The sequence below is a fragment of the Nonomuraea sp. NPDC059007 genome, assembly GCF_042740555.1.
Lineage (GTDB): Bacteria > Actinomycetota > Actinomycetes > Streptosporangiales > Streptosporangiaceae > Nonomuraea.
Genome location: NZ_JBHYJD010000006.1, coordinates 259,861 through 284,482, shown reverse-complemented (window position 1 = coordinate 284,482; position 24,622 = coordinate 259,861). Strand labels below are relative to the sequence as shown.

Sequence of the window (24,622 nt, the reverse complement as noted above, 5' to 3'; positions counted from 1 at the left end):
GGCCCGCAGCATGTCCGGCATGCGAGACACGTCGATCGCGCACGACCAGCTCACGAAGCAGGCCGCGCCCGCCTTCACGGACCTGGCCGACGACCTGGCCAGATCGGTGCGCAGAGCCGAGGACATCCTGGGACGCCTGGGCTCCTGGCCCGTGGGCGAGGAGGCGGACGAGGCGTTCGTCGCCTGGTACGGCCCCAAACGGCGGGAGATGCCGGAGATGATCGAGGACTTCGCCGAGGCCTACCGCGACCTCGCCGAGGGCCTGCTGATGATGCGGCGCAACGTCGCCACCGTCGACTGGGGCGTCGCCGACGACCTGCGCATCGCCGACGTCCCGGTGTACCGATGGCCGTGAACGCGCTGCTGCTGGCCCTCATGGCCGGTGGCACGGGCTCGATGGTCGCCCTGCGCGTCTACGCGGGAGTGACCGCGCCGGAGATCCCGCCCGGCGAGCTGCGCAAGGCCGCCAAGGCCTTCCGCGAGCTGGCCGACGACCTGGACCGCGGCGACGGGGCCATCGCCACCAGGGCGAACGCCGCCGCCTCCACGGTCTGGCTCAACAACTCCGGCGACGGCGTGGACGCCTTCTCGAAGCTCTACCTGACCAACCTCAGGTTCTTCCCCTACGCCTTCGCCAACGACTGCCGGGTGATCGCGGTGGGCTGCGAGGCGTACGCGCGCATGGTGGAGGACGTGCGCGAGCGGTTCGTCGAGCTGGAGAAGGCCATCATGCAGCTGCTGTGGCTGGTCGCCTTCCAACCCCTCACCACCGCCCTGTACGGCGTGGCCCAGGCGATGGCCGCCGTCCAGCTCGCCCGCCTGGTCAAGCTGGCCCAGGTCCTGAAGTCCGTCTTCCTCCACAACGTGGCCAGGATTCTGCGGCTGACCTTCCCGAAGTACGTGCTGACCACCCTGAACTACGCCGCGGTGGACGGCGCGGCCTATGCCGCGGGCTCGATGGCCGCCGACGCCGCCGTGGACGTGGCCCACGGCAGGGACGTGAACCCGTCGGCCACCGAGTTCGGCAAGATCGTGACCGCCAACACCGGCTACATCCTGGGCTACGACGCCGCCAAGCTCGCCCTGCCCGGCCCGGCGACGCGCGGTGGCGAGCTGGCCGCCCGGTTGTTCGGTTCCGGGTTCGGCTACACGCCCGTGAAGAGCGCGCTGGACGGCGACGGCACCATCCTGCCGACGGGCGACGAATGGATCGGCAAGCTGGAGGGCCACGGCATGCGGGCCCTCATCTTCCCGCCCGGCTGGAGGTACCGCTGACGGTTGACAGGTGATCGAACCAAACGCATGCTTGGGTGGCTGTGGCCCTTGGCGCGAGGCCGTACTTCACTCCGTTGCGAAGGGTTCCGCCATGCCTGCACACCCCCACCCCACCCGCCGGACCGTCTTACGCGGCACCGCGGCCGGAGCCGGGCTGCTGATCCTCGGGGCCAACGCCGCCCACGCCGACGCCGCCGTCACCGAGGAGTTCGACGTCGTCGTGGTCGGAGCGGGAGCCGCCGGGATGACGGCCGCGCTCACGGCCGCCAAGCGCGGGCTGAGCACGCTCGTCGTGGAGAAGGCCGCGACGTTCGGCGGCTCGGCGGCCAGGTCGGGGGCGGGGATCTGGGTTCCCAACAACGAGACGATCCTGGCGGCTGGCGTACCGGACACACCGGCCAAGGCGGCGGCGTACCTGGGAGCCGTGGTCGGGCCCAGCGGGGTGCCGGCGGACAAGCAGGCGGCGTTCCTCGCCAACGGGCCGGCGATGATCTCGTTCGTCACCCGCAACAGCCCGCTGCGCTTCCGCTGGATGGAGGGCTACTCCGACTACTACCCCGAACTCCCCGGCGGCCAGCCCAACGGACGCTCCATCGAGCCGGACCTGTTCGACGGCAACCTCCTCGGCGCCGAACTGGCCAACCTGAACCCCGCCTACATCCCCGTCCCCGCCGGCGAGGTCATCTTCAGCGCCGACTACAAGTGGCTCAACCTCGCCCTCGTCAACGCCCGCGGCGCCGCCGTCGCACTGGAGGGCGCGGCCCGCTGGCTGGCCGCCAAGGCCCGCGGCATCGAACCCCTGACCATGGGACAGGCGCTGGCCGGCGCGCTACGCGCCGGGCTGGCCCAGGCCGGGGTCCCCGTCTGGCTCAACACGCCCCTGACCGACCTGCGTGTGGAGAACGGCCGCGTGGCCGGCGTCCTCGTCACGCGCGACGGAACCCAGACGCTGGTACGCGCCCGCCGCGCGGTCATCCTGGCCTCCGGCGGCTTCGAGCACAACGACGCCATGCGCGACCAGTACCAGGAACAGCCCATCGGCACCGACTGGACCGTCGGCGCCGCGGCCAACACCGGCGACGGTCACCGGGCGGGACTCCAGGTGGGCGCCGCCGTCGAGTTCATGGACGACGCCTGGTGGGGACCGTCCATCCCGCTGCCCGGCGAGCCGTACTTCTGCCTGGCCGAACGCACCCTGCCCGGCAGCCTGATCGTCAACCGGGCCGGGCGGCGGTTCGTCAACGAGGCGGCGCCGTACAGCGACGTCGTGCACGTCATGTACGAACGGGACGCGATCCCGGCGTGGCTGGTCATCGACCAGAACTACCGCAACCGCTACCTGTTCAAGGACATCGCCCCGACGCTGGACTTCCCCAGCTCCTGGTACAGCGCGGGCGCGGTCGTGAAGTCATGGTCATGGAACGGCCTGGCCGCCAAGATGGGCGTCCCCGCCTCCGCCCTGAGTTCGACGCTGACCCGCTTCAACGGCTTCGCGTGGACCGGCCGCGACCTGGACTTCCGCCGCGGAGACAGCGTCTACGACCACTACTTCACCGACCCCGCCGTCATCCCCAACTCCTGCCTGGCGCCCCTGCTCCTCCCGCCGTTCTACGCCCTCAAAATCGTCCCCGGCGACCTGGGCACCAAGGGCGGCCTGAAGACCGACGTCCACGCCCGAGTCCTGACCACCACCGGCACCGTCATCCCCGGCCTGTACGCGGCGGGCAACGCCTCCTCCCCGGTCATGGGCCGCAGCTACGCCGGAGCCGGCTCAACCTTGGGCCCGGCGATGACCTTCGGCTACATAGCCGCCCGCCACCTGTAGGCCGGGCATTCTCGGTGTGCGGGCTCTGTCCGTCGGGGAGCCCGCTTCCGTACCCGACCCCTGCTGACCGGATGCGGCCAGGCCGACAACCACCGTCATGGACCACCCGTCCCATGGAGCGTTCCCGTTCCCTTCGGACGCAGAGGATCCGACGATGCGCCTCCTCCTTCGGACAGCCGCCGCCACCCTGACCGCCGCCGCCCTCACCGGCATGCCCGCCCAGGCCGCGGCGCCCGCCGTACAGATCATCAAGGTGTACTACGACAGCCCGGGCAAGGACACCCGCTCCAGCACCAGCCTGAACGCCGAGTACGTCGTCCTCAAGAACACCACCCGCAAGCCGATCCAGATGGAGAAGTGGATCCTGCGCGACAAGACCGGCTACAAGTACCGCTTCCTCGCGTTAGTCCTCAAGCCCGGCAAGACGGTGACGGTCCGCACCGGCACCGGCGACGACGGCACCTCCACCGTGTACTGGAACCGCGGCCAGTACGTATGGAACAACGACGGCGACACCGCGAGCATCCACCGGTCATCCGACCTCAAGAAGATCGACACCTGCTCCTGGGGACGCGGCCGCGCCTGGACGCATTGCCCCTAGCCTTGCGGTCCATGAGATGGTTACGCCGCCGCATCCGCCAGATCCTCGCCAAGCGACGATTCCGCCGCCGGAGGGCGCGCCGGCAGGACCTCAACACCCCGTCCTCCCCGACCGGCGGCCAGAACGATACGGGAGACGTGATCCGCGGCGCGGACTTCTACAACGACGGCACCACCGGCGGCTTCTGACACCCTCAGGACGACTCGGTCCGCTCGGTCAGAAGGTCGTGCTCCGCCAGGAACGCGCCGAGCGACTCGCGGGCGATCAGGAACGTCAGATCCGAGTCTGCGGGCATCTCGATGGACAAGCGGACAGAGTCCCCGAACGGGCCACCCGGACATCCCGCGACTTCATGGACCGATTCAGCCCGTCTGACACTACGGATCTGGCGATATCGAGGTGCTCAGGGCCGCCGGGGATCTCGACGCGGATGAAGTGCGGATCCCGCGTGCGATACCGCAGAAACCCGCTGAGGTCGTCTTGACTTTCCGCTCCGCCGTACAGCGTGGCGCAGTGGACGATGTCGGAAACATTTGGGGGTTGAGCAGCACTTTCATCGCTCCCCTGCTCGGACGTGTCGCGAGGGGCACTCGTGCCCTTCGGGGATGCAGAGCGAACCGCAGTGCGGTGCCGCGACGAACCACCTGCTTGAGGTGCCTACTCCGGACGAATCGTCTGGAGCCAGACGCGAGGCCCGCCACCGTTCTCGATCGCCCAGAACATCCAGCCGTTGCGGTTGTCGTTCACCTCCGGCTGGTAGTGCCCGACGACAGCCCGAGCCGCCCCCGTGGGGGACTTGTAGGACGTCCCTGCCAGCGGCCCGTCAACGATCTCGACCCGGGCCGGAGCAATGAACTGCGCACGGGTTCGATGTCCTGCGTAGTCGGCATAGATGGGGATGCCGTCTCCTGTCGTCTTGGGGGAGACGGCATCCCCACCCGCCGAGGGGTCGAGGATCAAGCGCCGCACGATCTCCCCTTCGGTGGTGCCCGCCATACGCGCGGCGAACGCCACCTTGTCCTTGGTGTCCTGCGATACCTCGATGAGCGCCATCAGGCTCTCCTCTCTGCGCAGAGCATACGCAGCAAAGCCAGTACTGCACACAGCATTTCAAGCAATCTCGGGGAACGAGGCCGGCGGGACCGCAACGGTGTCGGGGACGCGCTCCGGGGCGGCCGACTCGATCCCTCGGCCTCCGAGAGGGCCTGGTGCCCAGCAACTTCGCGATCCAGGGCGCCTCCCTAAAAGGGATAAATGGCGCTATGGCCCGAATATTCGGCGCAATTCCCGCGCTCCAAGATTTCATCTTTGACAGCCTTGACCAGCCCATCTCAACAATTGATGGTTGATGTGCGCATCTCGGAACTGCATAGGCGCATACAGGGAGGTCGAGGCGGGGTTTGACGGATGCGCAAACGCGAACTGCGAGTGGTAGCAAACCGGCCAACAAATTCCGACAAGAAGGATACTACGGATGGCTCACCACAATTTCGGTACAGCAAGAAAGCGCTTCTTCGTCATCCTCGGCGTGCTGAGCCTCGCCATGAGCACAGTGAACGCCACCGCCGCGACCGCGAGCAGAGCCGACCCGGACCAGGCGGCCGTCAAGCAAGCCGGTCAGACCGCGGCGCAACTCTCCGCCTACTGGACCCCGGCCCGCATCAGGGGCGCGAAGGAGACCCGGCCCACGACCCGGGGCGCGGGCAACAGAACCACCTCGGTGCCGAAAACCAGCCTCCCGCCCCTCTCCTCCGCCGGCACGCGCCCCGCCAGGGCCGCCAGTCCGGGCCCCCGCGACGTCCGCGCCGCCATCGTCAAGGCGCAGCGCTGGAACAGCCACGGCGTGATGCCGGCCACCACGATCGGCAAACTCTTCTACACCAACGACCAGGGCGCGGACCGCTACTGCTCCGCCTCCGTGATCAACGCCAACAACCGCAACACCATCTGGACCGCCGGACACTGCGTCCACCGCGAAGGCGGTGGCGGCGCCCAGGGCTGGTTCACGAACTTCCTGTTCCGCCCCGACTACGACGCCGGCAGTTCGCTGGGCGCCTGGGGCTGGCGGACCGCGTCGTCCCCCAGAGGCTGGACCGAGAACGGCGACTGGGCCTACGACATCGGCGCCATAGCCCTGGCCCCGAACTCCCAGGGCAACGTCCAGGACATCACCGGCTCCCAGGGATACCACTTCAACAGCGGCCGGCACGACTACCAGGTCCACGCCTTCGGCTACCCCGAGGACGCCGCCCCGGAAGACCGCCCCGAAATGGACGGCCAGCGCCTCTGGTACTGCACCGGCGCCACCTGGAAGCCGGGCTCGGACAGCCGCATGGGCTTCCACTGCGACATGTTCCACGGGGCCAGCGGTGGACCCGTACTCTACGATCTCCAGTTCCCCCGCGGCTGGGGCTACATCATCAGCGCCAACAGCTGGCACTTCTTCGACAACGACGAGTGGCGCGACCCGTACCTGGGCGACGCCGCGGTCAACGTCTACAACACGGTCAAGGACCGCTGACTCACCCTCCGGTGGCGTCGCGCTGGCGCTCTTCCGTCCAGTAGTCGAGAACCTGCCCGGGATCCCCGTCGTTCTCCAGTACGGCCGGCGAGGCAGGAGACCTGGAGTCAGCCTGAGCCAACACCACCCGATGCACCGCAAACCCAACCGCGACAGCCACCACGAACACCGCCACAACCCTGACAGACACCTTCATCGACATAAGCGTCACTCCCCGCCTCAATCCTCCGACGCTGAGTGACCCCTGGCAACCGCCTCTGCCGAACCGGCCTCCCACACAACGAGCTCAGCCAGCCAACCGCCTGCCTGGCTGAGCTCTCGTCGACACATCCGTGGGCCTCTGTCCTGGACCTCACCCGATCGGCGTTGAGCAGGTCCTCCGACACCGGCCTCGTGGCCCGGATGCGCACCTGACAGTGGGTTGCAAGCGGTTCTCCTAGGCTGCCGATCATGCGAAAGACTTCCGGATTAAAGACGCTCGTCGTCGCCGCCGTCGCTCTCGCCGTACTGGCTCCCGCCCCGGCGACCGCCGCCGCGTGGGGCTGCACCGGCGGCGGGGCAATGCTCAAGACCAAGCACGGTCATGTCAAATACCTGTGGAAAGCGTGCGGTGACGGCTACGTCGCCGCCTCGGGGACTGTGCACGACACCAAGTGGGATCTGTGGACGGCGGTCGTCGAGGTCAGCTTCTCCAAGGCGGGCAAGAGGGTCGGCGGCACCGGCGGCCGGGTGGAGGCGGGCCGGAAGAAGGGCATCAGAGATTTCGCCTTCTCCGTCGCCGCCAAGCAGGGCGCCGACACGGTAGTGATCAAGGCTCGGCGCTGCTTTCTGGGCGGCAACCTGTGCAACAACACCACCACCTTCACGGGCAAGCTCTGATCTTGTCGCCTCTGCCCGATCTTCGCGTAGGTATTGAAAGGCCGCATTGCGGACGCTCAATCCCGCAGCGGCGGGCGCAGGCGAACCTGCTGCCGGCGCATCCACGCGACCCGGACAGGTGGCTGTCGCGGCCGACTGTGTCGGCGCTCTTGATGTTCTGGGAGTCGATCCCACGCGCTGGCGGCGTGCCTTGACTCACAGCTCGACCAGCAGGGCTTCGGTGACACTGGCCTGTTCCCACTGCTGGAAGTACCAGCACACGGTCTGCCTATCAGCTATTTGGAATCTGACCGCACGGAGCGCCGCCCTTGATCCATAGGCGAGGATTCGGCAGTGGTCTGTGTGCTCGGGTAGTAGAACACTGGGCGTTGAAGACCTTGAGTGATGACCCCTGGACATCGAAGCCTTCATGCCGCCCTTCTCCCGCCGCTCCCAGGCTCGGCCCCACCGGTCCCGAAACCTGTCGCTTCGTCACAGCCCTACTCGATCGCTCGCCCGCGGCCCCAACCGCCTCTCCTAGCGACAAGGCCACAAGGTTCACCAACCGGGGAGCCAGTTTTCGATGTGCCCCTCACAGGTAGGACTGATGGGCGCAAGCGAGATGAAATAAGCGCGCGGAGCACCTTTGACCAGGGTGGGATCCAGCTGCCCAACCACTTGGCTGGGCAACGGGCGGGGCAGAAAAGCACGTTCGACACCGGCAAGGAGTTCCGCGCCACCGACGAGCAGACCAAGAGCGTGGACTGCGAAAGCGCCCGCGACATCAGCTAGACAGGCGCTGCCACCACCGGCGCGACCTGCGCTCCTCCATGCCGGCCACGAACCTCGCCGCGCCGTCCGGGTCGCGGATGTGCACGGACGAGTGATCCGGGACCACCCCGAGCGCCCAATGCGCGGCCGCATCCGAGGCCGCCTGCGTGATGTTGTCGGTCCGGTACGCGGGAGGGGCGGTGAGGTCCGGCTCCTCGCCGCGCCACACCCCCCACCCGGACTGCCACCAGGCCACACCACGGATCGTATGACGCCTGGCGCAGGAATACCCGCAGATCAGCAGTCCACGGCACCGACGGCGAGTCCCATGCGAACCCACCGGGCGTCCTCGGCGTCTCATCAGGCACAGAGGCCGCGTGCGGCAACCTCTCCTCCAGAGCTCTCCCGCAGACCACACCAGCGGGAGGGCCCACCAACCACCGACACGACGAGGGCCCTGCAGCGTACGATCCGGGCTCCGTCGCGGCTCGGCTGAAGCCCGGGGAGTCTTCGAGTACGACTCCGCTATGACTCGATGATCTGCAGTACGCCGGGAGCGGCGAATAGGCGTCCGTACCTGCGTCCTGTCCGCTCCTCTAGGATGCCCAGTTCGGCGAGGCGCTTGATCGCCGTGTTGGCGGCAGGATACGTCACTCCGTAGGCTTTCGCGGCGATCGATGGTGTGATCACCGGAAACCCGATTAGCTCCTCGGTGATTGTGGTGGCGACCCCCTTGACGCGCTGGTCGGTGAGGTTCCGTAGGGCCGCCGCTTTCCAATCAAGGAGCCCGTCGATCTTCTCCACCGCTCGGGCAGATTGATCGGCCACGCAGGTGCTGAAGAACCGAATCCAGTCGTCGAAACGTCCTGTCACACTGCACTGCAGAAGATGATCTTGATAGTCGCGCCGACGACGCTCTAGCCAGGGCGACAGATTGAGGACGGGCACTCGAAGTGCGCCCGCACGCATCAGTTGCAGAACACAAGTGAGTCGCCCGAGTCGACCGTTGCCATCATTGAACGGATGCAGGGACTCGAACTGGTAGTGGCCCAGGGCCAATTTCGCGATGAGGGGGATCGACGAATCGCCTTCGATCCAGTCCGCCCACTCCTGCATGCTGGCCTGCAGGGGAAGCCCTGGCGGAGGTGGCACAAACCGGGCGTCCTCAAGCCGGTTTCCCCCACCTCCGATGCAGACTTGGATCGTTCGGATTCGACCGGCGTCACCTGTCTCTGAGCGTGTTCCCTTGACCAGAAGGGACTGCAGGTTGCACAGCATGCCGACCGTGATTGGCAGGTCCGAGATCCAACCGTAGGCAGCGTCTGCCGCCCTGATGTAGTTCCGAACCTCCTGCACGGCAGCCGACTCGCCACCGTCGTCGAGCAGTTCAGCTTCAAGAACATCTATGAACGCTGCGTACGTACCCTCAAGTGCTGACGTGCTCACAGCCTCCTGCCGGATGGCAGGGCGCGCGAGTAGCTGCGGGTTAGGCAGCCTGAAAGCAGCTTGATCAAGGCGCGCAACGGCGGCTGTGGCGTCGATGAGCGCACTGTATGTGGCAGGCTCCAGATCAAGCCTGTCAGGCAAGGGGTGGGGAAGGAACGCCTTGTGTTCGAACTCGACACCCCGCCGAGCGTCCATGCCCGTGATTGTCACCAGGCTGCCCACTGGAGACTTCGCCGTCAGATCGAGATCCACGCAGGGCAGTCTAGGCGCTACGACTTTAATTCCACCGCTGTAATTTAAAGCGAACGCGATTCTACTTACAATCTCAGGCTGAGATTGTAAGCCCCCGCGCCGCAGGACCGGCCAGTCTCGGACATGACGTCACTGTGTACTCACGCACCGCATAGGCGCAGGCCCACCCAGCCGGACTGCTCACCCAGCGCGGGCCCGGCGCACCGCAACTCGAAATCACATTCGATGACAGCTACGGTGAAGAGATGCCGCCCGAACCGACCCCGCCACCAACCGGCGTGCCGGTCATCATCCCGCCGAACAGCGCGGGATGGATGCTGGCGCTGTGCATGGGAGAGGACGGCAGCACCAAGGAAGCGCTCGTCAAACGCCACGACTACGTCGAAGGATTCCGAGGCGGACTCACCGAGCGCGAGAAGTGGCTGCCCCTCCTCGGCCTCCAGCCCATCCCCGGTGAGGACTACACCACCGTGCCCTGGCAGAGCGTCGAGCAGCCCGCCGGCGACGGGCCCGATGCGGACCGCCCGCCAGGATGGCCGACTGAGGTGGCGCCGCCCACGACACCGAGCTGGCAGGACTCTGCCGTGGCCTGGATGTTCGAGGCACTGCCGCCCGACTATCGCGCCCACCAGGCGCTACGAGACAACCCGCGCGCGCTCGCGGCGGCAGCCGCCGAACATCTCGACCAGGGCGTCTTGGCCGCACGGAAGGGCTTTTCGAGGGCGGCGGTCGACTTGCGTGACTGGCTACCTCCGCACGCCATCGAGGCCGTCCTCGATGTCTACCGCACGGAGGGACCCCGACTGGTCGGCATGCAGCGCGGGCTGCTGCTCGTGACCAAGGCTCTGCGCGATCAGGATCTGCTGTGAGGCCAAGCCCGACGGCATGATCCGCAGCGACGCAACAATGCCCGCCCCAGCAGTCTGAGGCGGGCATCGCCGCCCAATGCCCGAACCCCACCTTGACGGCGACGGTCGCGGACACTCCCGAGGCGCGCAATGTCACCGTACGCTCACGCGTGGAATACGCACAGGCCCATCGGTCGGATGTGGCGTTGGCACGACGAAGATCCTTGCCAAAAGCGGATCGAAAGCAGCCTCCTCTACCGTCGATCGCGCCTGAAAGGGGATCTGCATGAACTTCCGCGGAGTTGGACTGGCACTCGCAGCCGCCATCGCGATGTCGGCGGGTGGCGCAGGCGTGGCCGCTGCCGAGACGGCTGACCTCTGGGAATGCCGGAAGACGTACGTGTGCGTCACCGATGCCTACGGCCGGAAATGCCAGTGGGCAGGCGACGACCTGGATTGGAGCAACAACTGCAACGGCTTCACCCAAATCCCGCGCCACCACGTGTTCAACGCCGGGACTGGCAGCTACTCACACATCCGGTTCTACTCGCGTAAGGGCGGCGCGGGCAGTTCGTGGTGCGTCAAGCCGGGGTTTGTCGGCTACGTCCCCAGAACGTGGAGCTCGGGGCCGGACAAGGGGAAGTCCGTGGAGAAGACCATCACAGGTCACCTGTGGGTCAACAACTGCTGATCGCTCCCCGGACATGCGAAAGCCCGGCCTCTGCACTGCCAGAGGCCGGGCTTCGTCATACTGACCAGATCGTTCCCCGCAGCCTGACCCGTCAGGCGTTCCCCGCCGGCCCGCACATGGGTCGATGGGCCTGGACGAGAAGTGTGCCCACGTGGTCAAGGTCGGGCGCGGGCTCGTGCCAGGCCCTGACGTCGACGAATCCGTGCGCGGCGAGCATGCGCGCCCATGTCTCGGGCTCGTAGGCCCAGCGATACACCCACGTTTGCGGGCCGCAGAAGCCTGCGCCGTACATGCCTTGGACGCCGTAGGAGCCGGGTACGGCCGGCGCCTGGCTGAAGACCAGCCGGCCACCGGGCGCCAGTCGCCGGTGGATACGCGGCAGCAGGTGTGCCGGGTCGGTGAACCACAGCGCGCCGAAGATGGAGTAGATCGCTGCCCACTGCTGGTTGGCGTCGTCGAGGAATTCGATCACGTCGGCCTCGGCGTAGTGCGCGTTGGGCAGGTGCCCCCACAATGCCCTGGCGCCCTCGACCTGAACGGGCGACAGGTCGATGCCGGTGGCCTCCACGCCTTTGGTGGCGAGCGCGGCGACGGCGTGTCCGCGTCCGCAGCCGAGTTCCAGCGCGGTCGCGGGGTCGCCGAGTAGTTCGTCGCCGGGGCCGTGACCGTCGTACTGGGTCCAGCCGAAGGCGTTCTTCAGCGCCAGCTCGGGAGGGCTGTTGTTGTCGGCGGCGACGCCGGTGGCGTAGTGGTCCCAGTAGGCGATCGTGTTGGTGTGGCAGAAGGCGCGCAGGCCCGGATCGCGGCCGTAACCGGAGTCCGCGGCCAGATAGCGGAACGGGGTGTCCGCCCGCCGTTCTTCGGCGAGCATGTCGATCACCTGCTGAGGCTTGGTCGCGAAGGCCATCTGCTCCGGCACGCCCGCCACCCTGCGCCGTTCCGCGTCGCCGGCCCAGTCTTCGGGTAGGTAGAGCCGCCGGTTGATGAAGGCGTGTCCCGCCGCGGAGGCGTAGGTGAGCATCGGCATCACCTGGCAGTTCTCGACCTGGCCGGTCAGCCCGCAGTACTGGCGGGCCACCCCGACCGACTTGTCCCCTTTCTTGATCGCTTGCGTGTCATCGGCGATCAGCACCCCGTCCGGGCTGCCCAGGTGTTTGACCACGTACGCGCGCACCTCATCACGCAACACCGCGGCGTCCCACGACGCCCGCGACAGCAGCCACTCGATCGGGTTGGCGGTCGGATGTCCGAGATGGTCGGCCAACTGCCAGGAGTTCTTGCGCGGCACATCGGCCAGCAGCCCACGGACCAGGTCCCCGAAGGTCGCCTTCGGTTCTGGCCGTTTGAACAACCGATCAGCGATCCGCGAGGTCATTGCCGCGAGTTCGGCATCCCAGGACACGACGAGATCGTAGGTGAGGCACAAGGTCACTCGCAGACCATCACCGATACACCCACGGTCACGCAGGTGAACGGCTCAAAGATCTACCGATGTAGTACCGGCAGGCCTTTCGAGGTACTTGTCCGGCGTGATCTGAAAGAACTCGATGTCGAGGCTGTCTTCGGGGCGGCCGAGTGCGCTCGCCAGCGCGGTGCGTACTCGTGCGGTCGCGATCTCGAAAGCTGGTGACGGCGGTATCACCAGCGCCACCGGCAGGTCCTCCTGAGCGGGGAACTGGGTGAGCCACTGGTCGCCGTCGAAGACGGCGGCTCCCGCGTAGATCTGAGCGCCTTCGTCTCCCTCGTATCCGAAGAGCTGCAAGCTCACGTCCCTGGCGGGGATTCCCAGGAGGCTGGCGAGTGCGTCGCTGGTGGCGCGGACCGCGTCCTGGGCCGAGTCCGTGACCACGATCACATCCGGCTGATTCGGCACCTCGACTCTGGCGCGATGACGGGCACCGTCGCGGGTGATGATCCCGAAGTAGTTGTTCATAAAGCCTGAGAGATATCACCTACCGTGCAGCGCGAGAAGCGCTTGTCGAAGCGAACAGGGCTTTGTATCGGGAGCGTATGCGAAAACACCTACGTCGCCGCAGTAGTCCCAGCTCCGGGCCGCCCTGGTAGACGGCGCGCAGGCGGATCGCAGCCAGCATCCTGCTGGAGCTGCCTTAGTGCTGCCGCTGGAGGCCTGGCGGTGGGCCTACGGCTGGTCTCCCCGGCAGCAATAAGACGACGAACAGCAACAGCGCCGGAATCGTGGTCGGCATGTCGCTCACGCTAGCGCCGGTTCAGCGGACGATGCGGGGCATTCCCCGATCGGCGTGGGTCACGAACCCCGCGGTCGCGGGGTCGGTGGTGGTGCCGGCCACGACCGACATGATCAGCGACACGAGCGCGGCGCCGCCGGCGATCGAGCCGACGGTCGGCCAGGCGATGTCGAGGATGCCAACCGCGCCAGTGCCGATCACGCCCAGGGCAGCGGTTCCCGCGGCGCCGATCATGCGCTCGGTCGCGTCGCCCCAGAACTTGGCGTTGAGCAGTTTCCGCTCCATGATGATCTCCCCTCAAACGAGGTGACAAAAGTAGAAGTCGGCCACGAAGAGCCCTGGTCGGGGCATGTATGGGCCGTCAGGACCGCCTGACGTCAGGCGGTCGGTGTGTCCGGGATGTCGAGCCGGACGGTCACGCTCTCGATCTCGGCCCGGATCCGGGCGAGCAGCTGCTCGACGTCGAGCGTCGCGTTCTGTGCGGCCAGGGCCTCGGCCAGCGCGGTGATCGTCGCGTTCTGGCCGTCGAGTTTGGCCTCCAGGCGTGCCGTGCGCTCACGCAGCTCACGCACCCACGCGGCGGTGTTGACCATGATGTTCTTGGCCTGCCACTCCGGGTTGCCCGGGCTGCCGAACGGCACCGGGATCTCCAGACTCCACACGTCCTTCGCGCTCACGTCGTCGTCCTCCTCGTAGATCGGGTAGCCGTAGCCGTAGATGCGGGAACTCGTCCTCGCGATCGTCTTGCGGTAGACACCGTCGCCGTTGAAGTAGGCGCCGGCCAGCGCACCGGAGGTGTTGCCGCCGATGGTGACGATGGCGGCCGCGGTCACCTTCTCCACCCACTCCACGTGGGTGCCGCCGCGCGGCCCGTAGTAGACCAGCGCCCCCGGGCGCGGCGTCGTCCCGAACCGGCCGCGCCGCTTGAACCAGGCCACACCGGTCTCGCACCCGGCCGTCCAGGGGAAGTCCTCGTTCGCCGTCAGCCCGGCCCGTTTCAGGCCGACGGACACGAACGTGTGGCACCACGGGTAGCCCAGGCCACCGTGGGGGTAGCCGGGGATCGCGCCGAATTCGCGGTTGAACGGGGTCAGGTTGGTGCCGGCCTCGCGGTAGCCGAGGTGACGCGCCAGCTCCCGGCCGGCGTCCTCAACCGTGGGCATGTCCGCCCTCCTCCTTCTTGTCCACCATCCGGTCGCTCCTTGCCTTTGGTCAGGGGTTGCTGAGGCGGGAGATCTCCGCCTTGGCCACGGCCAGCTCGGCGCGCAGCACCGACACCTGCTCGGCCAGTTGCGCGATCTGCCGCTGCTGGTCGGCTCGCTCCTGGCGGAGTTCGGCGATCTCGGCCTTGGCCGTGTCCAGCTCCGTCCTGAGCATGGTGACGACCTTGTCGGCCGTCTCCACCGCCACTGAGTCGGTCTCCCGGTCCAGCTGGCGCAGGGACTGCCGGCGGCGGGTGATGGCCATGACCGCCTGGACGATGCCACCGCCCAGGGCGACTTGTGCCACGGATACAAGGACGTCGACCCACGTCACGCCTCACCCCTCTCCTGGTTCTCGCGGGCCTGCGCGGCCGCGCGCATGATCCGTCGGACCTTGACCATGCAGCCGACGGCCAGCGCGCCGGAGATGATCCCGGCGGCCAGGCCGTGCATTCCCAGGCCGACCACCACGGTGATCGAGTAGAAGGCGTAGCCGCCGCACATCAGCCACAGGCCGGGCGTCTCGAGCACCAGAGGTCTGGCGGCTGCGCGCGCTGGCGGCCGCGATGCAGGTGCCGGTCCGGCTTCTCGCCGATTTGGCGGGTGCTCAATGGTTGGGAATCGAGGTCGCCGAACTCTCTACCGGGGATAGATGGGTGGCCATCGCGGTGCCGGCGGGCCTCACGCATGAGCAGCGGGCGCGGTTCGCGGAGCGGGTTGGTGCACTTCAGGACCGAGAGGGCGACGACTGGGTGGCAGTCTCCGTTCCTGCTTCGTGGTCGGAGGAGGAGAGGGAGCGGTTTGTCCGCATGGCGGAGGATATGGTGCGACATTTGGGTAAATAGCGCTATGTAGCTGGACGGTAACTCAGGTAACAACATGATTTCTGTTCGCAAATGCGGACAACAAAAACCGGACACTGGTGGTCACACTCGCCACAGCACACTCCTCCGCCCAGAGAGGCAGAGATGACCACCCCGCACCACCCGCGCCACGGCTTGACCGTCCGGTTCGCGCGACCTTCGGAAATCATCATCGGCGGCCAGGCAGATCTGGCCCTTACGAGATCGGGGCAGATCGAACTGCGGATCGATCCGCATGCCGGCGCGGACCCGGCGCTGCTCGACCCGCTCGCCGAAGCTGGCGAGCAGGCGTTCCACGACCTCCTGCCATTACTGGAGCCCGGCAGGCCCCCGATCATCCGCTGCTACGTCGAGCGCCACATGCCCGGCAACAAACTCGTTCACGTGGAGGTAGACCCGCGCCAGACCGACGTGCACATTGCTCACGGCCTGGCGCGTCGGCTCACCGCCCACCAGATTGCCGGGCTGTCCACTCACCTGATGCGACGCGTCACTCCCCCCAGGAGTCGTGATGGCTAAGCCAGTCAAGAAATGCAACTGCCGCGACGAGAACGGCAAGAAGCTCGGACAGAAGTGCCCCCAGCTCACTCGGAGGGCCCATGGCGAGTGGTGGGTCCGCTACGAAGCCCCCGCGGGCCCTGATGGCAGCCGGCGGCGCCCGTGGGCCGGCCCCTACCGGACCGAGGGAGAGGCCAAGACCGAGCTGATCAAACTGCTCGCCGACGTCGACGCGGGGATTGTGCCCGACGGCAAGCTGAGGTTCGGCCAGTGGGTGGACGACTGGCTCGCCGGAAAGAAGAACCTGAAGCCCTCCACCTACCAGAGCTACGCCGAGGCCGTGAAGCTGTACGGCAAGCCGGGCCTGGGGCACATCTACCTGACGAAGCTGAACGAGACCCACCTGGGCGCCTTGTACGAGGCCATGGGGCAGATCAACAACCTGCCGCCGGGTGAGGAGCCCAGCGAGATGCTCAAGCGACTGCTGGCGGCCCGGGCGCCTGCCCCATGGAAATACGGTCGCGACAGCAAGGGTAAGCGTCTCGACACGCCCCACGACCGGCCGTGGCGGACGCAGCCCAGCCGGGCCTGAAGCGGAAGGCGCCGCTGAAGCCGTCACGGATCCAGCGCGTGCATCGGTCCTTGTCATCGGCGTTGGGGACGGCGTTCAAGCAGAAGCGGATCAAGCACAACCCAGCCGCGCACGTTGAGCTGCCAAAGGTGAGGAAGGTCCGCCCGCTGGTGTGGACCGATGAGCGCGTCGCCCGCTGGCAGGCGACCGGCCGGGTACCGAGCCCGGTCATGGTCTGGACACCGGTCCAGGCGGGTCGATTCCTTGACGTCTGCGCGGAGCGGGATGAGCGGCTCTATGTGCTTTACCACCTGACGGCCACGCGCGGCCCGCGGCGAGGCGAGCTGTGCGGCGCCCGGTGGGAGGACTCAGAACTCAAGGTCGCGAAGACGATCAGCCTCCTGGAGTCCGGCGAAGAGGACGATGACGGCCTGAAGTCGGAGAGCGCCTGGCGCACATTCGCGGTCGGCGACGAGAACGCCGTCCTGCTGACCGCGTGGCGCCGGCAGCAGATGCGCGAGCGTCTGGCGGCCGGAGAGGCGTGGGTGGACACAGGGCTGATGTTCACCAACCCGGACGGCACTGCCCTGCGGGAGGAGTACGTCAGCGAGCGGTTTGCCGCGATCGTGACCGCGGCGGCCGACCCTGCCGCCGATCCGGTTCCACGACCTTCGGCACTGCGCGGCGTCGCTGATGCTCGCGGCGGGCATCGACCCGAAGATCGTTAGTGCGACTCTCGGTCACGCGCGCTACTCATTCACCATGGACGCCTACACCTCGGTCATGCCCGATGTGGCTCAGGCAGCGGCCAACGCGACGATCGCGATCATCCCTCGGGCGAACCGGAAAACATGATCGTTGGCGGGATGGTCCGGCAATGGTCCGGCATCGCCCATTTATAGATCGAAAGGCCCTCTCTCATGATTTCGAGAAAGGGCCTTCCAGCTGCGGAGGCTCGGGGATTTGAACCCCGGATGGGCGGTAAACCCAAACCGCATTAGCAGCTAGGAGACAGGCCGTCCTAGGACGTTCAACGTGGACCATCACGGCCGCACGAACGTTCTGGAACGGGGTGGTACGACGCGGAACTGCAACCCAAACTGCAACCCACAACGATCTTCCTTCGCGTCAGCGCGCACCGTGCCGGCTGATCATCCCGTCTGCCGTCGACCCGCCCGAAGGGGAAGCGGGCCTGGGCCATGGGTACCAGATGGAGCGCCCCACTGGACGAACGATCTGGTACCCATAGCCCTGGCCTGCTCGGCTTGTCCCGAGTCGCTGGCGGGCGGGATGATCAGGTTTCCACCCCAGCCACCCACGAACCGCCGGCGCGTGCGGCGATCATCCCGGAGCCGGAGCGCCCCCGCCGGAGGCACAGTTTGTGTCGGTGGGGGATGGAAACCGGTACCCAGTCTGCTGACCTGCAAGGGCTTCCGGCGCACATGGCTTGCCAGGACTACGCGGGCGTATTGCTCGACTGAATAGCATGTCCAGCACACCCACAGGCGCCCGCGTCGATGCTCGCTGGGCCGGGGCTGAGGAACGAAGTCCCGGACCTTCGATCGCCCCCAGCCAGTGCTGGCGCTCAGCCCACGTCAGGCGATCGTGAGGGCGGTACAACTATCAACGTCTGTGGCCTGTGCCACGGTGGGGCCTTAGGCTAAGCCTTTGATCACTCGACCGTAACACCTTGCCGCTCAGCATACGGACACGACTGTGGGGGTTACTTGACGTCAGTCCTCAGCCCAGAGCCGAAGCTCCCGACGCCTGCCGTAACCGTAACCGTTACGGTTATGCCCCACTCCAAGCCAGACGATGTGCCTTTGACGGACCATCTCCAAGGTTGGGGTACTGCTGCTGCCGTCCTCGTAGCTTTAACCATTGCCATTGTTGGTTGGAAACGAGAGAAGAGTCAGAGAGAAAAAGACAGAAGGGATAGTGATCTTCAGCGCGCAGAAGATCGAGCTGATGCCGATCGGCGATTGCATGAAGAACGATCCGTAGCAGATAAACGCCTATTGCAGCAACTCGGCGAACAGCACAATAGAGATCGGCGAGACTTCCTGGTTACGCAGTTGTTGCATGTGGGCGAGTTGTACTCCAAAGCCTCTATCTTGCAGGGGAAAGAGCGGACAGAGATAGTGCGGCAGCTTATAGTTCGCCTACACGTACTTCCGGATCCGTACGCGTCGCTCATTAAGGTCGTCTACGAAGTCCCTCTTGGCCCAGTAGGGATGCAAATAGTCAAGGTCAGGCTTGCGCAGAATCAGACCGGGGTTCACGGTATAGATTCAAAGATGGTGCAAGAGGAGTTAGCGGATAATGTCAACGAGTTGCTCGGGGTCAAAAACGTTAAGCCGCTCGGAGAGCGATCCCTCTGGATGCCTGGCGACGAGTAAATGCCACAAAGGCTGGACCGATGAGGAAAACATAATCCACGCTAATTTAGACGTGAATTCTCTTTGGACAGCCAGTCTGATGCTTAACGCCCTCCGATCTGTAGACCACGTGAGCGCGATGGCAAACTTCCCAAGAATCCTGCTATGACTCCCATGTGACGGATTGCTGAGCTTGGCGGATCTCGTTGGCCTGGTCTTCCCAGGTAAAAGTCAACAGGTCCTGATCTGAACACCCCCATTCACGCATCACGTAGAAGCAAACCTCCGCTCCGGGAGGTAGCGCAGCTATTGGCAGATATGGCGGTGTACTGGTGTTGGTGTCTCCGAAGGGAGAGTCTTCTGGGCTGCGAGGCGCCTTGTACATCAGCGGGCTCGCTGTGGTGGAGATCGTAATATTGAAGGCTGTGGATCCACCGCTATTCTTGACTCGGATCCACCCATTCTGGCTATTGTATTCTCGATTGACGAACCCCACTATGAGTGCGGGATCACTAGCTGTCATCAATCCAAATTCACGAGCAAATGATGCTCCGCTTGCACAGAAAGACGCACCTACTTCCCTTCGGGTCATGGGTTTGTTGTGCGTGCCAACGCGGTGAAGAATGCGCCCACGCTTGGAGCTTATGTGAGGAATCCTATCGCTTGGCGGTATTGCAATAACTAGATAGCCTGAGGATGGATCACTCTCGCTTGGGATCTGTATTGGATCGACCCGGATAGGCTCATCAACACCTTCACGCGCAGCTTGGACAACTTGCTGTTCAAGTGTCCGCAGGGCTTGAGGGTAGAGCGACGAGGCGCGGTCATGCCGATCCGTGCCTACGCCGACGACAAGAATCCCACCACCGCTGTTGACCATGGCTACTAAGTCATCTGCGAGATCTTCCGGGCTCCCCAGTTGGCGTTTGAAGTCAAGGTGGCGAGTCTCGGTAATGTGTTCGCTAATCAGCCTTTCAAGCCCTTGTCTAGTCGAGAGATCGCTGGGGACTCCGAATCGAGAGAGTAACTCCATAGTCGATACACTAGAGCCTGTCACTGCCTCGAAAGCAACCGTAGCCCGAGTGGCAGGCCGCGCGTGAGAACGGCCCCCAGGCCGCACGCGCAGCGTGCGGGCTGCCACTCGGGCCGCGTGGCGGCGCGGAGCGCCGTCCTTGATCCATATAAGAAGGATTCGGCAGTGGTCTGCGTAGTCGGGTGATAGAACGCTGGGTGTGGAGGATCGTCGGGATCGGCTTCGGGCGCTTGGGGAGTTCGTGCGTCGTCGGCGCAAGGACGCTGGGCTGACCGGTAAGGATCTTGCGCTTCGGGCTCAGATTGCTCAGCCGACGATTTCGAGGATCGAGACTGGGCAGCTTCTCCCGACTCCGGAGACCGTTGATCGGCTGGTTGAGGCGCTCCGCCTGGACGATGCCTTGCGTGCCGAGTTGGACGCGCTTGTTCTGAGGCTGCGTGATGAGGTCTCTCGGTTGAAGGGTGGGTTGGCTGGCCGGGAGTCGGCGAACATGGCCCGGATTCGAGCAGCCCGCCGCGTGGTGTCGTTCCAGGCGGGCATGATCCCGGCTCTCCTGCAAACGGGCGAGTACGCCAGGCTCTGCCTGGCGTTCGGCAGTGACGTGGATGAGACGGATGCGGCCAAGGCTGCGGCCGTACGGGTGGAGACTCAAGCGGTCATCTTCGAGCCAGGGCGTGACTTCTCCTTCGTGCTGACGGAGGGTGCTGTCCGCACGTGGCCGGGGACTCCGTCGTTGATGCTGGCCCAGCTCGATCGTCTCGCGCAGGTGGCCACGCTGCCTAACGTGCATCTCGGGATCGTGCCGTGGTCTCTACCGACTCCAGGGCTCCCACTTCATGGGTTCACGATCTATGACGGCTCGTTGAGCGTGGTGGAGAGCCTGACCGGTGATCTCACGATGAGCGAACCAGAGGAACTGGCGGCTCACGTGGAGACCTTCGAGTCCTTCGCCGCCGTCGCTGTGTACGGCGATGCGCTGCGGGAGCTGCTCGGCTCCATCGCGGCCGACTTCCGTGAGCTGGTCTCTCGATTCGAATAGTGGCGCATTTATACGTCGAATACCTTGAGTGATGGTGAAGAACACTCATACGCTGATGGCATGGATGTATAGACCCCTAGACACTGGAGTTGTCCATGCCGCCCTTCTCCCGTCACTTCCTAGGCTCGGCCCCATCGGTCACCGAAGCTCGTCGCTTCGTCACGGCCCTGCTCGGCCGCTCGCCCATGGCCCAGACCGCCGAACTCATCGTGAGCGAACTGGCCACCAATGCCATCCACCACACCGCCAGCGGCCGGTTCGGCGGACGCTTCATCGTCACCGTCCAAGCACAACCCAAACGGGCCTGGCTCGCCGTCGTGGACGAAGGCGGCCTCAGCACGCCGAAATGCTTCCGCCCAAGCCTCGAAGGGGAAGGCGGCCGGGGCCTGTTCCTGGTCTCCGAACTGTCGGCCGACTGGGGCATCTGGGGTGACGAGAACGGCCGCACTGTCTGGGCAACCCTGATCGCCGGTCGGGAGATGCCGTGGACCTGACCTCCTGCCTCTCGCCATACCCGTGCCAGCCGCGCGCAGACGCCATCCGCCTCACCTGGCTACCGCCACGCGACGATGAGCGATGCCGAGTAATCGCGTGGACCTGCGACTGCCGCCCCGTCTACTTCGAGCTGTGCGCAGCCGGCGGCCAGACCTTCATCCGGCGCACGTCGCGGACCGCGAAGCGCGTCATCATCGCCGAGACCCACCGCGGACCCTCGGCGGAGACCCAGAAGATCTGGTCTGCGCTCACCCTCGGCCTGGTCCGATGAGCCCGCGCGGCGTCCCCAATCGCCGGTCGGCTATCCGCGCAGTTAGCTCTATCACCGGCGAAGCGGTACGCATCGTACTGTCAAGGGGGATAGACGTCATTTCGTCTAGGGGCCTAGACTCGCGGCAAGCAAGTAGTGGGGGAGCCGTGCCATCCAACGACGTTGAGCGTATCGCCGCGATCGAAGACCCGTACCAGCTGCTCAGAGTCGCCACCGAGCGCCTGAACGCCGCTCAGCAGGAGGTCACCGAGCTGTCCCGGCTGCGGCGCCGAGTGATCCAGGAGCTTCACGCCCAAGGGCTCTCGTATGCCCAGATCGCCAAAGAAGCCGGCCTCACGCGTGGCCGTATCCACCAGATCCGCCACACCGGCCCGGCTCCGGAGGGCGCGTTCCTGGGTACGGGGACCCTCACCCTGGCAACTCCGCTCAAGCAAGAGGCGACCAACGCCCGGCCAGTCGTCGCGATGGAAGACGTCACCGCGGCCAAGCGCCTGGAGGACCTGGCCCGCGGCTTCGATCTCTCGACGGACCTTGAACACATTCCGCTCGGCGGAGCGATCAACCTCAACCGGCCCAACCTCATCGTCATCTGCGGCCCGAGGCCCTCGCCGGTCATGGCGACCCTGTACGAGTCCGACCCGGTCTTCGAATGGGTCAAAGACGACGTGTGGACGCTCCGCGACAGCCGTACCGGAAAGACCTATCGGTCGGGCTCGGACAGCGACCCCGCACAGCCGGTCGATTACGCCTACCTCGGACGGCTCCCGCGTCCGGACGGCAAGGGGAGCCTGCTCGTCCTCACCGGCATCCACCCACAGGGGACGCTCGGCGTGGTCCAGCTCCTCCAGACCGAGATCGCCACCCTGTGGGGCCAAGTAGCCGACAAATCCTTCTCCACGGTGATCAGAGCCGAATACGACCCCGACACTGGGGAAGCCGTAAAGGCGGAGCTGGCCAGTCCGCTCTACCTACATGAGGAGGCATAGCCCGTGCGGGTCACCTTCGCCACCGAAGCCGCCCCCGGCCGTCCGAACGAGGACTTCGTCGCCGCGACCCCTGACGCCGTTGTCCTGCTCGATGGCGCCGGCACACCAGCGGGCTCGGACTCTGGCTGTTCGCACGGCGTGGCCTGGTACTCCCGAACCCTTGGCTCCACGCTGCTCACCTCGATGACTCAGAGCGGTGACGCCTTGGCCGGCCTGCTGGCCGAAGGGATCAAGTCGGTCGCCTCCCTGCATGACGGCATCTGCGATCTGTCCCATCCAGGCTCTCCGTCCGCGACCGTGGTCATGCTCCGGCGTACGGCTGACGCCGTGGAATGGCTGGTCCTTGCCGACTCCGTGCTTGTCCTGGACGTGGGGGAGCCGATGGTCATCTGCGACGACCGTGAAGCCCAGATCGGGGCCTACCATCGGGTCGAAATGGACTCTCTTCCGTCTGGCACGCCGGAGCACATCCAAGCTCATCGCCGCTATGTCGAGACCCTGCGCTCCTACCGCAATCGCGACGGCGGCTTCTGGGTAGCAGCAACGGACCCGCACGCGGCCGACCAGGCACTCACCGGCAGCATGCCGCTAGACAAGGTTCACGCGGTGGCGCTCCTCAGCGACGGCGCCTCCCGCCCGGTCGACCGCTTCGGCATCACCACCTGGCGCCAGACCCTCGACCTTCTCGCTAAGAAGGGCCCCCAAGCCCTGCTCAAGCAGGTCCGCGACGCCGAACGCTCCGACCCCGAAGGCAACCGCTGGCCACGTGGCAAGGCATACGACGACGCGACAGCCGCGTACTGCCTCGTGTAGGCGGTATCGCCTCAGGACCCGCCAGCTCCCGAGCGGTAAGAAGGGACGTTGCCGGGAGCGAGGTAGCCATCGAACCTCACACATAGGAATGACGAGGCATGACCACGCGCAAGCTCAAGAAAGGACGCGCGGAGCGAAGCGGAGCACCTTTGACCAGGGCGGGATCCAACTGCCCAACCACTTAGCTGGGCAACGGGCGGGCCAGAGTGGGCGTCCGACCGAAGGGAGGCCCTCTAGGGGTCGAGCTTCAGCTCGACTGGAGAAACAGCCTTGCCCCCCACGCGCGAAGCGCGCATGAGGGGCAAGACCATGCCGTGCGGAGGCTCGGGGATTTGAACCCCGGATGGGCGGTAAACCCAAACCGCATTAGCAGTGCGGCGCCATAGACCTGACTAGGCGAAGCCTCCCGGTAGCCACGTGGCTTCCGACAGCGTACCGGCCTTCTGGCGAGGCAGCAAAGCGGTTACGCAACGCATGTTGTCCACCGCCTGTGGATAACCCTGTCCACACCTGTGGACAGGGTCGCGAGGCGCATGGGCTCAGGCAGGATTGGCCTCGCCCTCGATCTCGATCTTGACCTTCTTGCCCACCAGTACGCCGCCGGTCTCCAGGGCCTGGTTCCAGGTCAGGCCGAAGGTCTCGCGGTCGAACTCGGCGCTGATGCTGAAGGCCCACACCTGCTGGCCCCACGGGTTGGTGCCGGCGCCGTTGTACTCGACCTTGAGCTCGATCTCCTGGGTCACGTCGCGGATCGTCAGGTCGCCGACGACGGTGAACTCCTCGCCGGAGTGCCCGGTCACGCGCGTGGTCCGGAAGGTGAGCTCGGGGAACTTCTCGGCCGACAGGAAGTCCTCGCTGCGCAGGTGGCCGTCGCGGTCGGGCTGGCCGGTGGTGATGCTGGCGGTCTTGATGGTGATCTCGGCCGTGGAATCGAGCGGGTTCTCCGCGATCGTGACCGAGCCGTCGAAGTCGGCGAACTGGCCGCGTACCTTGCTGACCATCATGTGCTTGGCCGTGAAGCCGACGTTGGTGTGGGCGGCGTCGAGCTTGTAGGTGCCGGCGGTGGGGATGTCCAGGCCGTCCCAGGTACGAGTGCTCATCGGGGTCTCCTTGAAGTCAGAGCGAAGTCGGTGCGGACAGATGCTTGCGCCAACAAATGTCTACACGAGGAATATTCC

At 65.9% G+C, this 24,622-nt stretch carries 31 protein-coding genes and 1 tRNA gene; 19 read left to right on the top strand and 13 right to left on the bottom strand.

The genetic code is table 11. The features are described 5' to 3' along the window. Nucleotides 1-19 precede the first annotated feature (19 nt). The 5 genes from ACFWY5_RS12560 to ACFWY5_RS12540 all read left to right on the top strand — a co-directional run bounded on the left by ACFWY5_RS12560 (nucleotide 20) and on the right by ACFWY5_RS12540 (nucleotide 3,889). Nucleotides 20-355: a hypothetical protein gene (locus ACFWY5_RS12560; RefSeq protein ID WP_379615575.1), complete on the top strand. Its 336-nt coding sequence runs from the start codon at nucleotides 20-22 to the stop codon at nucleotides 353-355. Then, complete coding sequence (locus ACFWY5_RS12555) at nucleotides 346-1,275, top strand: hypothetical protein (protein ID WP_379615573.1); 930 nt, start codon at nucleotides 346-348, stop codon at nucleotides 1,273-1,275. Before ACFWY5_RS12560 ends, ACFWY5_RS12555 begins: the two co-directional genes overlap by 10 nt. A 91-nt stretch (nucleotides 1,276-1,366) precedes the next feature. After that, nucleotides 1,367-3,100 carry a 3-oxosteroid 1-dehydrogenase gene (gene kstD, locus ACFWY5_RS12550; protein ID WP_379631802.1) on the top strand — a complete coding sequence of 578 codons (1,734 nt, stop codon included), beginning with the start codon at nucleotides 1,367-1,369 and terminating at the stop codon, nucleotides 3,098-3,100. A gap of 154 nt (nucleotides 3,101-3,254) precedes the next feature. Then, nucleotides 3,255-3,701, top strand: a complete 447-nt coding sequence (locus ACFWY5_RS12545) for a lamin tail domain-containing protein (protein WP_379615569.1) — start codon at nucleotides 3,255-3,257, stop codon at nucleotides 3,699-3,701. Nucleotides 3,702-3,712: 11 nt separating this feature from the next. Continuing rightward, nucleotides 3,713-3,889 carry a hypothetical protein gene (locus ACFWY5_RS12540; protein ID WP_379615567.1) on the top strand — a complete coding sequence of 59 codons (177 nt, stop codon included), beginning with the start codon at nucleotides 3,713-3,715 and terminating at the stop codon, nucleotides 3,887-3,889. A 469-nt stretch (nucleotides 3,890-4,358) separates the two neighbouring features. Here the strand turns inward: ACFWY5_RS12540 and ACFWY5_RS12535 are convergent, their stop codons facing one another. Further along, nucleotides 4,359-4,754, bottom strand: coding sequence for a hypothetical protein (locus ACFWY5_RS12535; protein WP_379615562.1), 396 nt, complete (start codon nucleotides 4,752-4,754; stop codon nucleotides 4,359-4,361). Nucleotides 4,755-5,175: 421 nt separating this feature from the next. Between ACFWY5_RS12535 and ACFWY5_RS12530 the strand changes: the two genes are divergently transcribed. Next, entirely contained in the window at nucleotides 5,176-6,222 is a 1,047-nt protein-coding gene (locus ACFWY5_RS12530) for a hypothetical protein (RefSeq protein ID WP_379631800.1), read from the top strand. Between the two features lies 1 nt (nucleotide 6,223). On the opposite strand, the gene ACFWY5_RS12525 is transcribed toward ACFWY5_RS12530, so the two are convergent. Then, nucleotides 6,224-6,424 carry a hypothetical protein gene (locus tag ACFWY5_RS12525; RefSeq protein WP_379631798.1) on the bottom strand — a complete coding sequence of 67 codons (201 nt, stop codon included), beginning with the start codon at nucleotides 6,422-6,424 and terminating at the stop codon, nucleotides 6,224-6,226. Nucleotides 6,425-6,672: 248 nt separating this feature from the next. On the opposite strand from ACFWY5_RS12525, the gene ACFWY5_RS12520 reads away from it, so the two are divergent. Beyond that, nucleotides 6,673-7,101, top strand: a complete 429-nt coding sequence (locus ACFWY5_RS12520) for a hypothetical protein (RefSeq protein ID WP_379631796.1) — start codon at nucleotides 6,673-6,675, stop codon at nucleotides 7,099-7,101. 763 nt (nucleotides 7,102-7,864) lie between these two features. On the opposite strand, the gene ACFWY5_RS12515 is transcribed toward ACFWY5_RS12520, so the two are convergent. Together ACFWY5_RS12515 and ACFWY5_RS12510 are read right to left on the bottom strand one after the other, a co-directional pair. Further along, nucleotides 7,865-8,107 (bottom strand): hypothetical protein, encoded by a 243-nt coding sequence (locus ACFWY5_RS12515; protein ID WP_379615554.1) that lies wholly within the window; start codon nucleotides 8,105-8,107, stop codon nucleotides 7,865-7,867. A 269-nt stretch (nucleotides 8,108-8,376) separates the two neighbouring features. Then, on the bottom strand, nucleotides 8,377-9,549 hold the full coding sequence (locus ACFWY5_RS12510; protein ID WP_379631794.1) for a Fic family protein: 1,173 nt from the start codon (nucleotides 9,547-9,549) through the stop codon (nucleotides 8,377-8,379). 245 nt (nucleotides 9,550-9,794) lie between these two features. Here ACFWY5_RS12510 and ACFWY5_RS12505 point away from each other — a divergent pair, with 245 nt between their 5' ends. Next, the gene (locus ACFWY5_RS12505) at nucleotides 9,795-10,418 is read left to right on the top strand and encodes a hypothetical protein (RefSeq protein ID WP_379631792.1); all 624 of its coding nucleotides are present in this window, start codon (nucleotides 9,795-9,797) and stop codon (nucleotides 10,416-10,418) included. Between the two features lie 265 nt (nucleotides 10,419-10,683). Beyond that, nucleotides 10,684-11,088: a hypothetical protein gene (locus tag ACFWY5_RS12500; RefSeq protein WP_379615548.1), complete on the top strand. Its 405-nt coding sequence runs from the start codon at nucleotides 10,684-10,686 to the stop codon at nucleotides 11,086-11,088. Between the two features lie 91 nt (nucleotides 11,089-11,179). On the opposite strand, the gene ACFWY5_RS12495 is transcribed toward ACFWY5_RS12500, so the two are convergent. From ACFWY5_RS12495 to ACFWY5_RS12470, 6 genes are all read right to left on the bottom strand, one after another. Beyond that, on the bottom strand, nucleotides 11,180-12,490 hold the full coding sequence (locus ACFWY5_RS12495; protein ID WP_379631790.1) for an IS701 family transposase: 1,311 nt from the start codon (nucleotides 12,488-12,490) through the stop codon (nucleotides 11,180-11,182). A 75-nt stretch (nucleotides 12,491-12,565) separates the two neighbouring features. Further along, nucleotides 12,566-13,021, bottom strand: coding sequence for a hypothetical protein (locus ACFWY5_RS12490; RefSeq protein WP_379615544.1), 456 nt, complete (start codon nucleotides 13,019-13,021; stop codon nucleotides 12,566-12,568). Between the two features lie 295 nt (nucleotides 13,022-13,316). Beyond that, on the bottom strand, nucleotides 13,317-13,580 hold the full coding sequence (locus ACFWY5_RS12485) for a holin (RefSeq protein WP_379615542.1): 264 nt from the start codon (nucleotides 13,578-13,580) through the stop codon (nucleotides 13,317-13,319). Nucleotides 13,581-13,672: 92 nt separating this feature from the next. Next, nucleotides 13,673-14,458: a CHAP domain-containing protein gene (locus tag ACFWY5_RS12480; RefSeq protein WP_379615540.1), complete on the bottom strand. Its 786-nt coding sequence runs from the start codon at nucleotides 14,456-14,458 to the stop codon at nucleotides 13,673-13,675. Between the two features lie 49 nt (nucleotides 14,459-14,507). Continuing rightward, complete coding sequence (locus ACFWY5_RS12475) at nucleotides 14,508-14,804, bottom strand: hypothetical protein (RefSeq protein WP_379615538.1); 297 nt, start codon at nucleotides 14,802-14,804, stop codon at nucleotides 14,508-14,510. A 23-nt stretch (nucleotides 14,805-14,827) separates the two neighbouring features. Then, nucleotides 14,828-15,028: a hypothetical protein gene (locus tag ACFWY5_RS12470; RefSeq protein WP_379615536.1), complete on the bottom strand. Its 201-nt coding sequence runs from the start codon at nucleotides 15,026-15,028 to the stop codon at nucleotides 14,828-14,830. Between the two features lie 437 nt (nucleotides 15,029-15,465). Here ACFWY5_RS12470 and ACFWY5_RS12465 point away from each other — a divergent pair, with 437 nt between their 5' ends. The 5 genes from ACFWY5_RS12465 (at nucleotide 15,466) to ACFWY5_RS12445 (ending at nucleotide 18,828) form a co-directional block, all read left to right on the top strand. Next, complete coding sequence (locus ACFWY5_RS12465) at nucleotides 15,466-15,879, top strand: hypothetical protein (RefSeq protein WP_379615534.1); 414 nt, start codon at nucleotides 15,466-15,468, stop codon at nucleotides 15,877-15,879. Continuing rightward, the gene (locus ACFWY5_RS12460; protein WP_379631787.1) at nucleotides 15,872-16,450 is read left to right on the top strand and encodes a hypothetical protein; all 579 of its coding nucleotides are present in this window, start codon (nucleotides 15,872-15,874) and stop codon (nucleotides 16,448-16,450) included. The genes ACFWY5_RS12465 and ACFWY5_RS12460 overlap by 8 nt, the downstream gene beginning before the upstream one ends. Continuing rightward, nucleotides 16,423-17,157 (top strand): hypothetical protein, encoded by a 735-nt coding sequence (locus ACFWY5_RS12455; RefSeq protein ID WP_379615530.1) that lies wholly within the window; start codon nucleotides 16,423-16,425, stop codon nucleotides 17,155-17,157. The genes ACFWY5_RS12460 and ACFWY5_RS12455 overlap by 28 nt, the downstream gene beginning before the upstream one ends. Then, nucleotides 17,123-17,284, top strand: a complete 162-nt coding sequence (locus tag ACFWY5_RS12450) for a hypothetical protein (protein ID WP_379615528.1) — start codon at nucleotides 17,123-17,125, stop codon at nucleotides 17,282-17,284. Before ACFWY5_RS12455 ends, ACFWY5_RS12450 begins: the two co-directional genes overlap by 35 nt. Before the next feature lie 938 nt (nucleotides 17,285-18,222). Then, a complete protein-coding gene (locus ACFWY5_RS12445) occupies nucleotides 18,223-18,828 on the top strand; it encodes a hypothetical protein (RefSeq protein ID WP_379631785.1) in 606 nt (201 codons plus the stop codon). Between the two features lie 142 nt (nucleotides 18,829-18,970). Here the strand turns inward: ACFWY5_RS12445 and ACFWY5_RS12440 are convergent, their stop codons facing one another. Then, entirely contained in the window at nucleotides 18,971-19,840 is an 870-nt protein-coding gene (locus ACFWY5_RS12440; protein ID WP_379615526.1) for a helix-turn-helix domain-containing protein, read from the bottom strand. Between the two features lie 199 nt (nucleotides 19,841-20,039). Between ACFWY5_RS12440 and ACFWY5_RS12435 the strand changes: the two genes are divergently transcribed. The 5 genes from ACFWY5_RS12435 to ACFWY5_RS12415 all read left to right on the top strand — a co-directional run bounded on the left by ACFWY5_RS12435 (nucleotide 20,040) and on the right by ACFWY5_RS12415 (nucleotide 23,444). Further along, entirely contained in the window at nucleotides 20,040-20,879 is an 840-nt protein-coding gene (locus ACFWY5_RS12435; RefSeq protein ID WP_379615524.1) for a helix-turn-helix domain-containing protein, read from the top strand. Nucleotides 20,880-20,974: 95 nt separating this feature from the next. Beyond that, nucleotides 20,975-21,373, top strand: a complete 399-nt coding sequence (locus ACFWY5_RS12430; protein ID WP_379615522.1) for an ATP-binding protein — start codon at nucleotides 20,975-20,977, stop codon at nucleotides 21,371-21,373. After that, nucleotides 21,364-21,645 (top strand): hypothetical protein, encoded by a 282-nt coding sequence (locus tag ACFWY5_RS12425; protein WP_379615520.1) that lies wholly within the window; start codon nucleotides 21,364-21,366, stop codon nucleotides 21,643-21,645. The genes ACFWY5_RS12430 and ACFWY5_RS12425 overlap by 10 nt, the downstream gene beginning before the upstream one ends. 146 nt (nucleotides 21,646-21,791) lie before the next feature. Then, nucleotides 21,792-22,631 carry a sigma factor-like helix-turn-helix DNA-binding protein gene (locus ACFWY5_RS12420; RefSeq protein WP_379615518.1) on the top strand — a complete coding sequence of 280 codons (840 nt, stop codon included), beginning with the start codon at nucleotides 21,792-21,794 and terminating at the stop codon, nucleotides 22,629-22,631. A 3-nt stretch (nucleotides 22,632-22,634) separates the two neighbouring features. Continuing rightward, a complete protein-coding gene (locus tag ACFWY5_RS12415; protein WP_379631783.1) occupies nucleotides 22,635-23,444 on the top strand; it encodes a protein phosphatase 2C domain-containing protein in 810 nt (269 codons plus the stop codon). A 317-nt stretch (nucleotides 23,445-23,761) separates the two neighbouring features. Here ACFWY5_RS12415 and ACFWY5_RS12410 read toward each other — a convergent pair. Together ACFWY5_RS12410 and ACFWY5_RS12405 are read right to left on the bottom strand one after the other, a co-directional pair. Next, a tRNA-Ser gene (locus ACFWY5_RS12410) sits at nucleotides 23,762-23,851 on the bottom strand. 132 nt (nucleotides 23,852-23,983) lie between these two features. Continuing rightward, nucleotides 23,984-24,544: a YceI family protein gene (locus tag ACFWY5_RS12405; protein ID WP_379615514.1), complete on the bottom strand. Its 561-nt coding sequence runs from the start codon at nucleotides 24,542-24,544 to the stop codon at nucleotides 23,984-23,986. Between the last annotated feature and the right edge of the window lie 78 nt (nucleotides 24,545-24,622).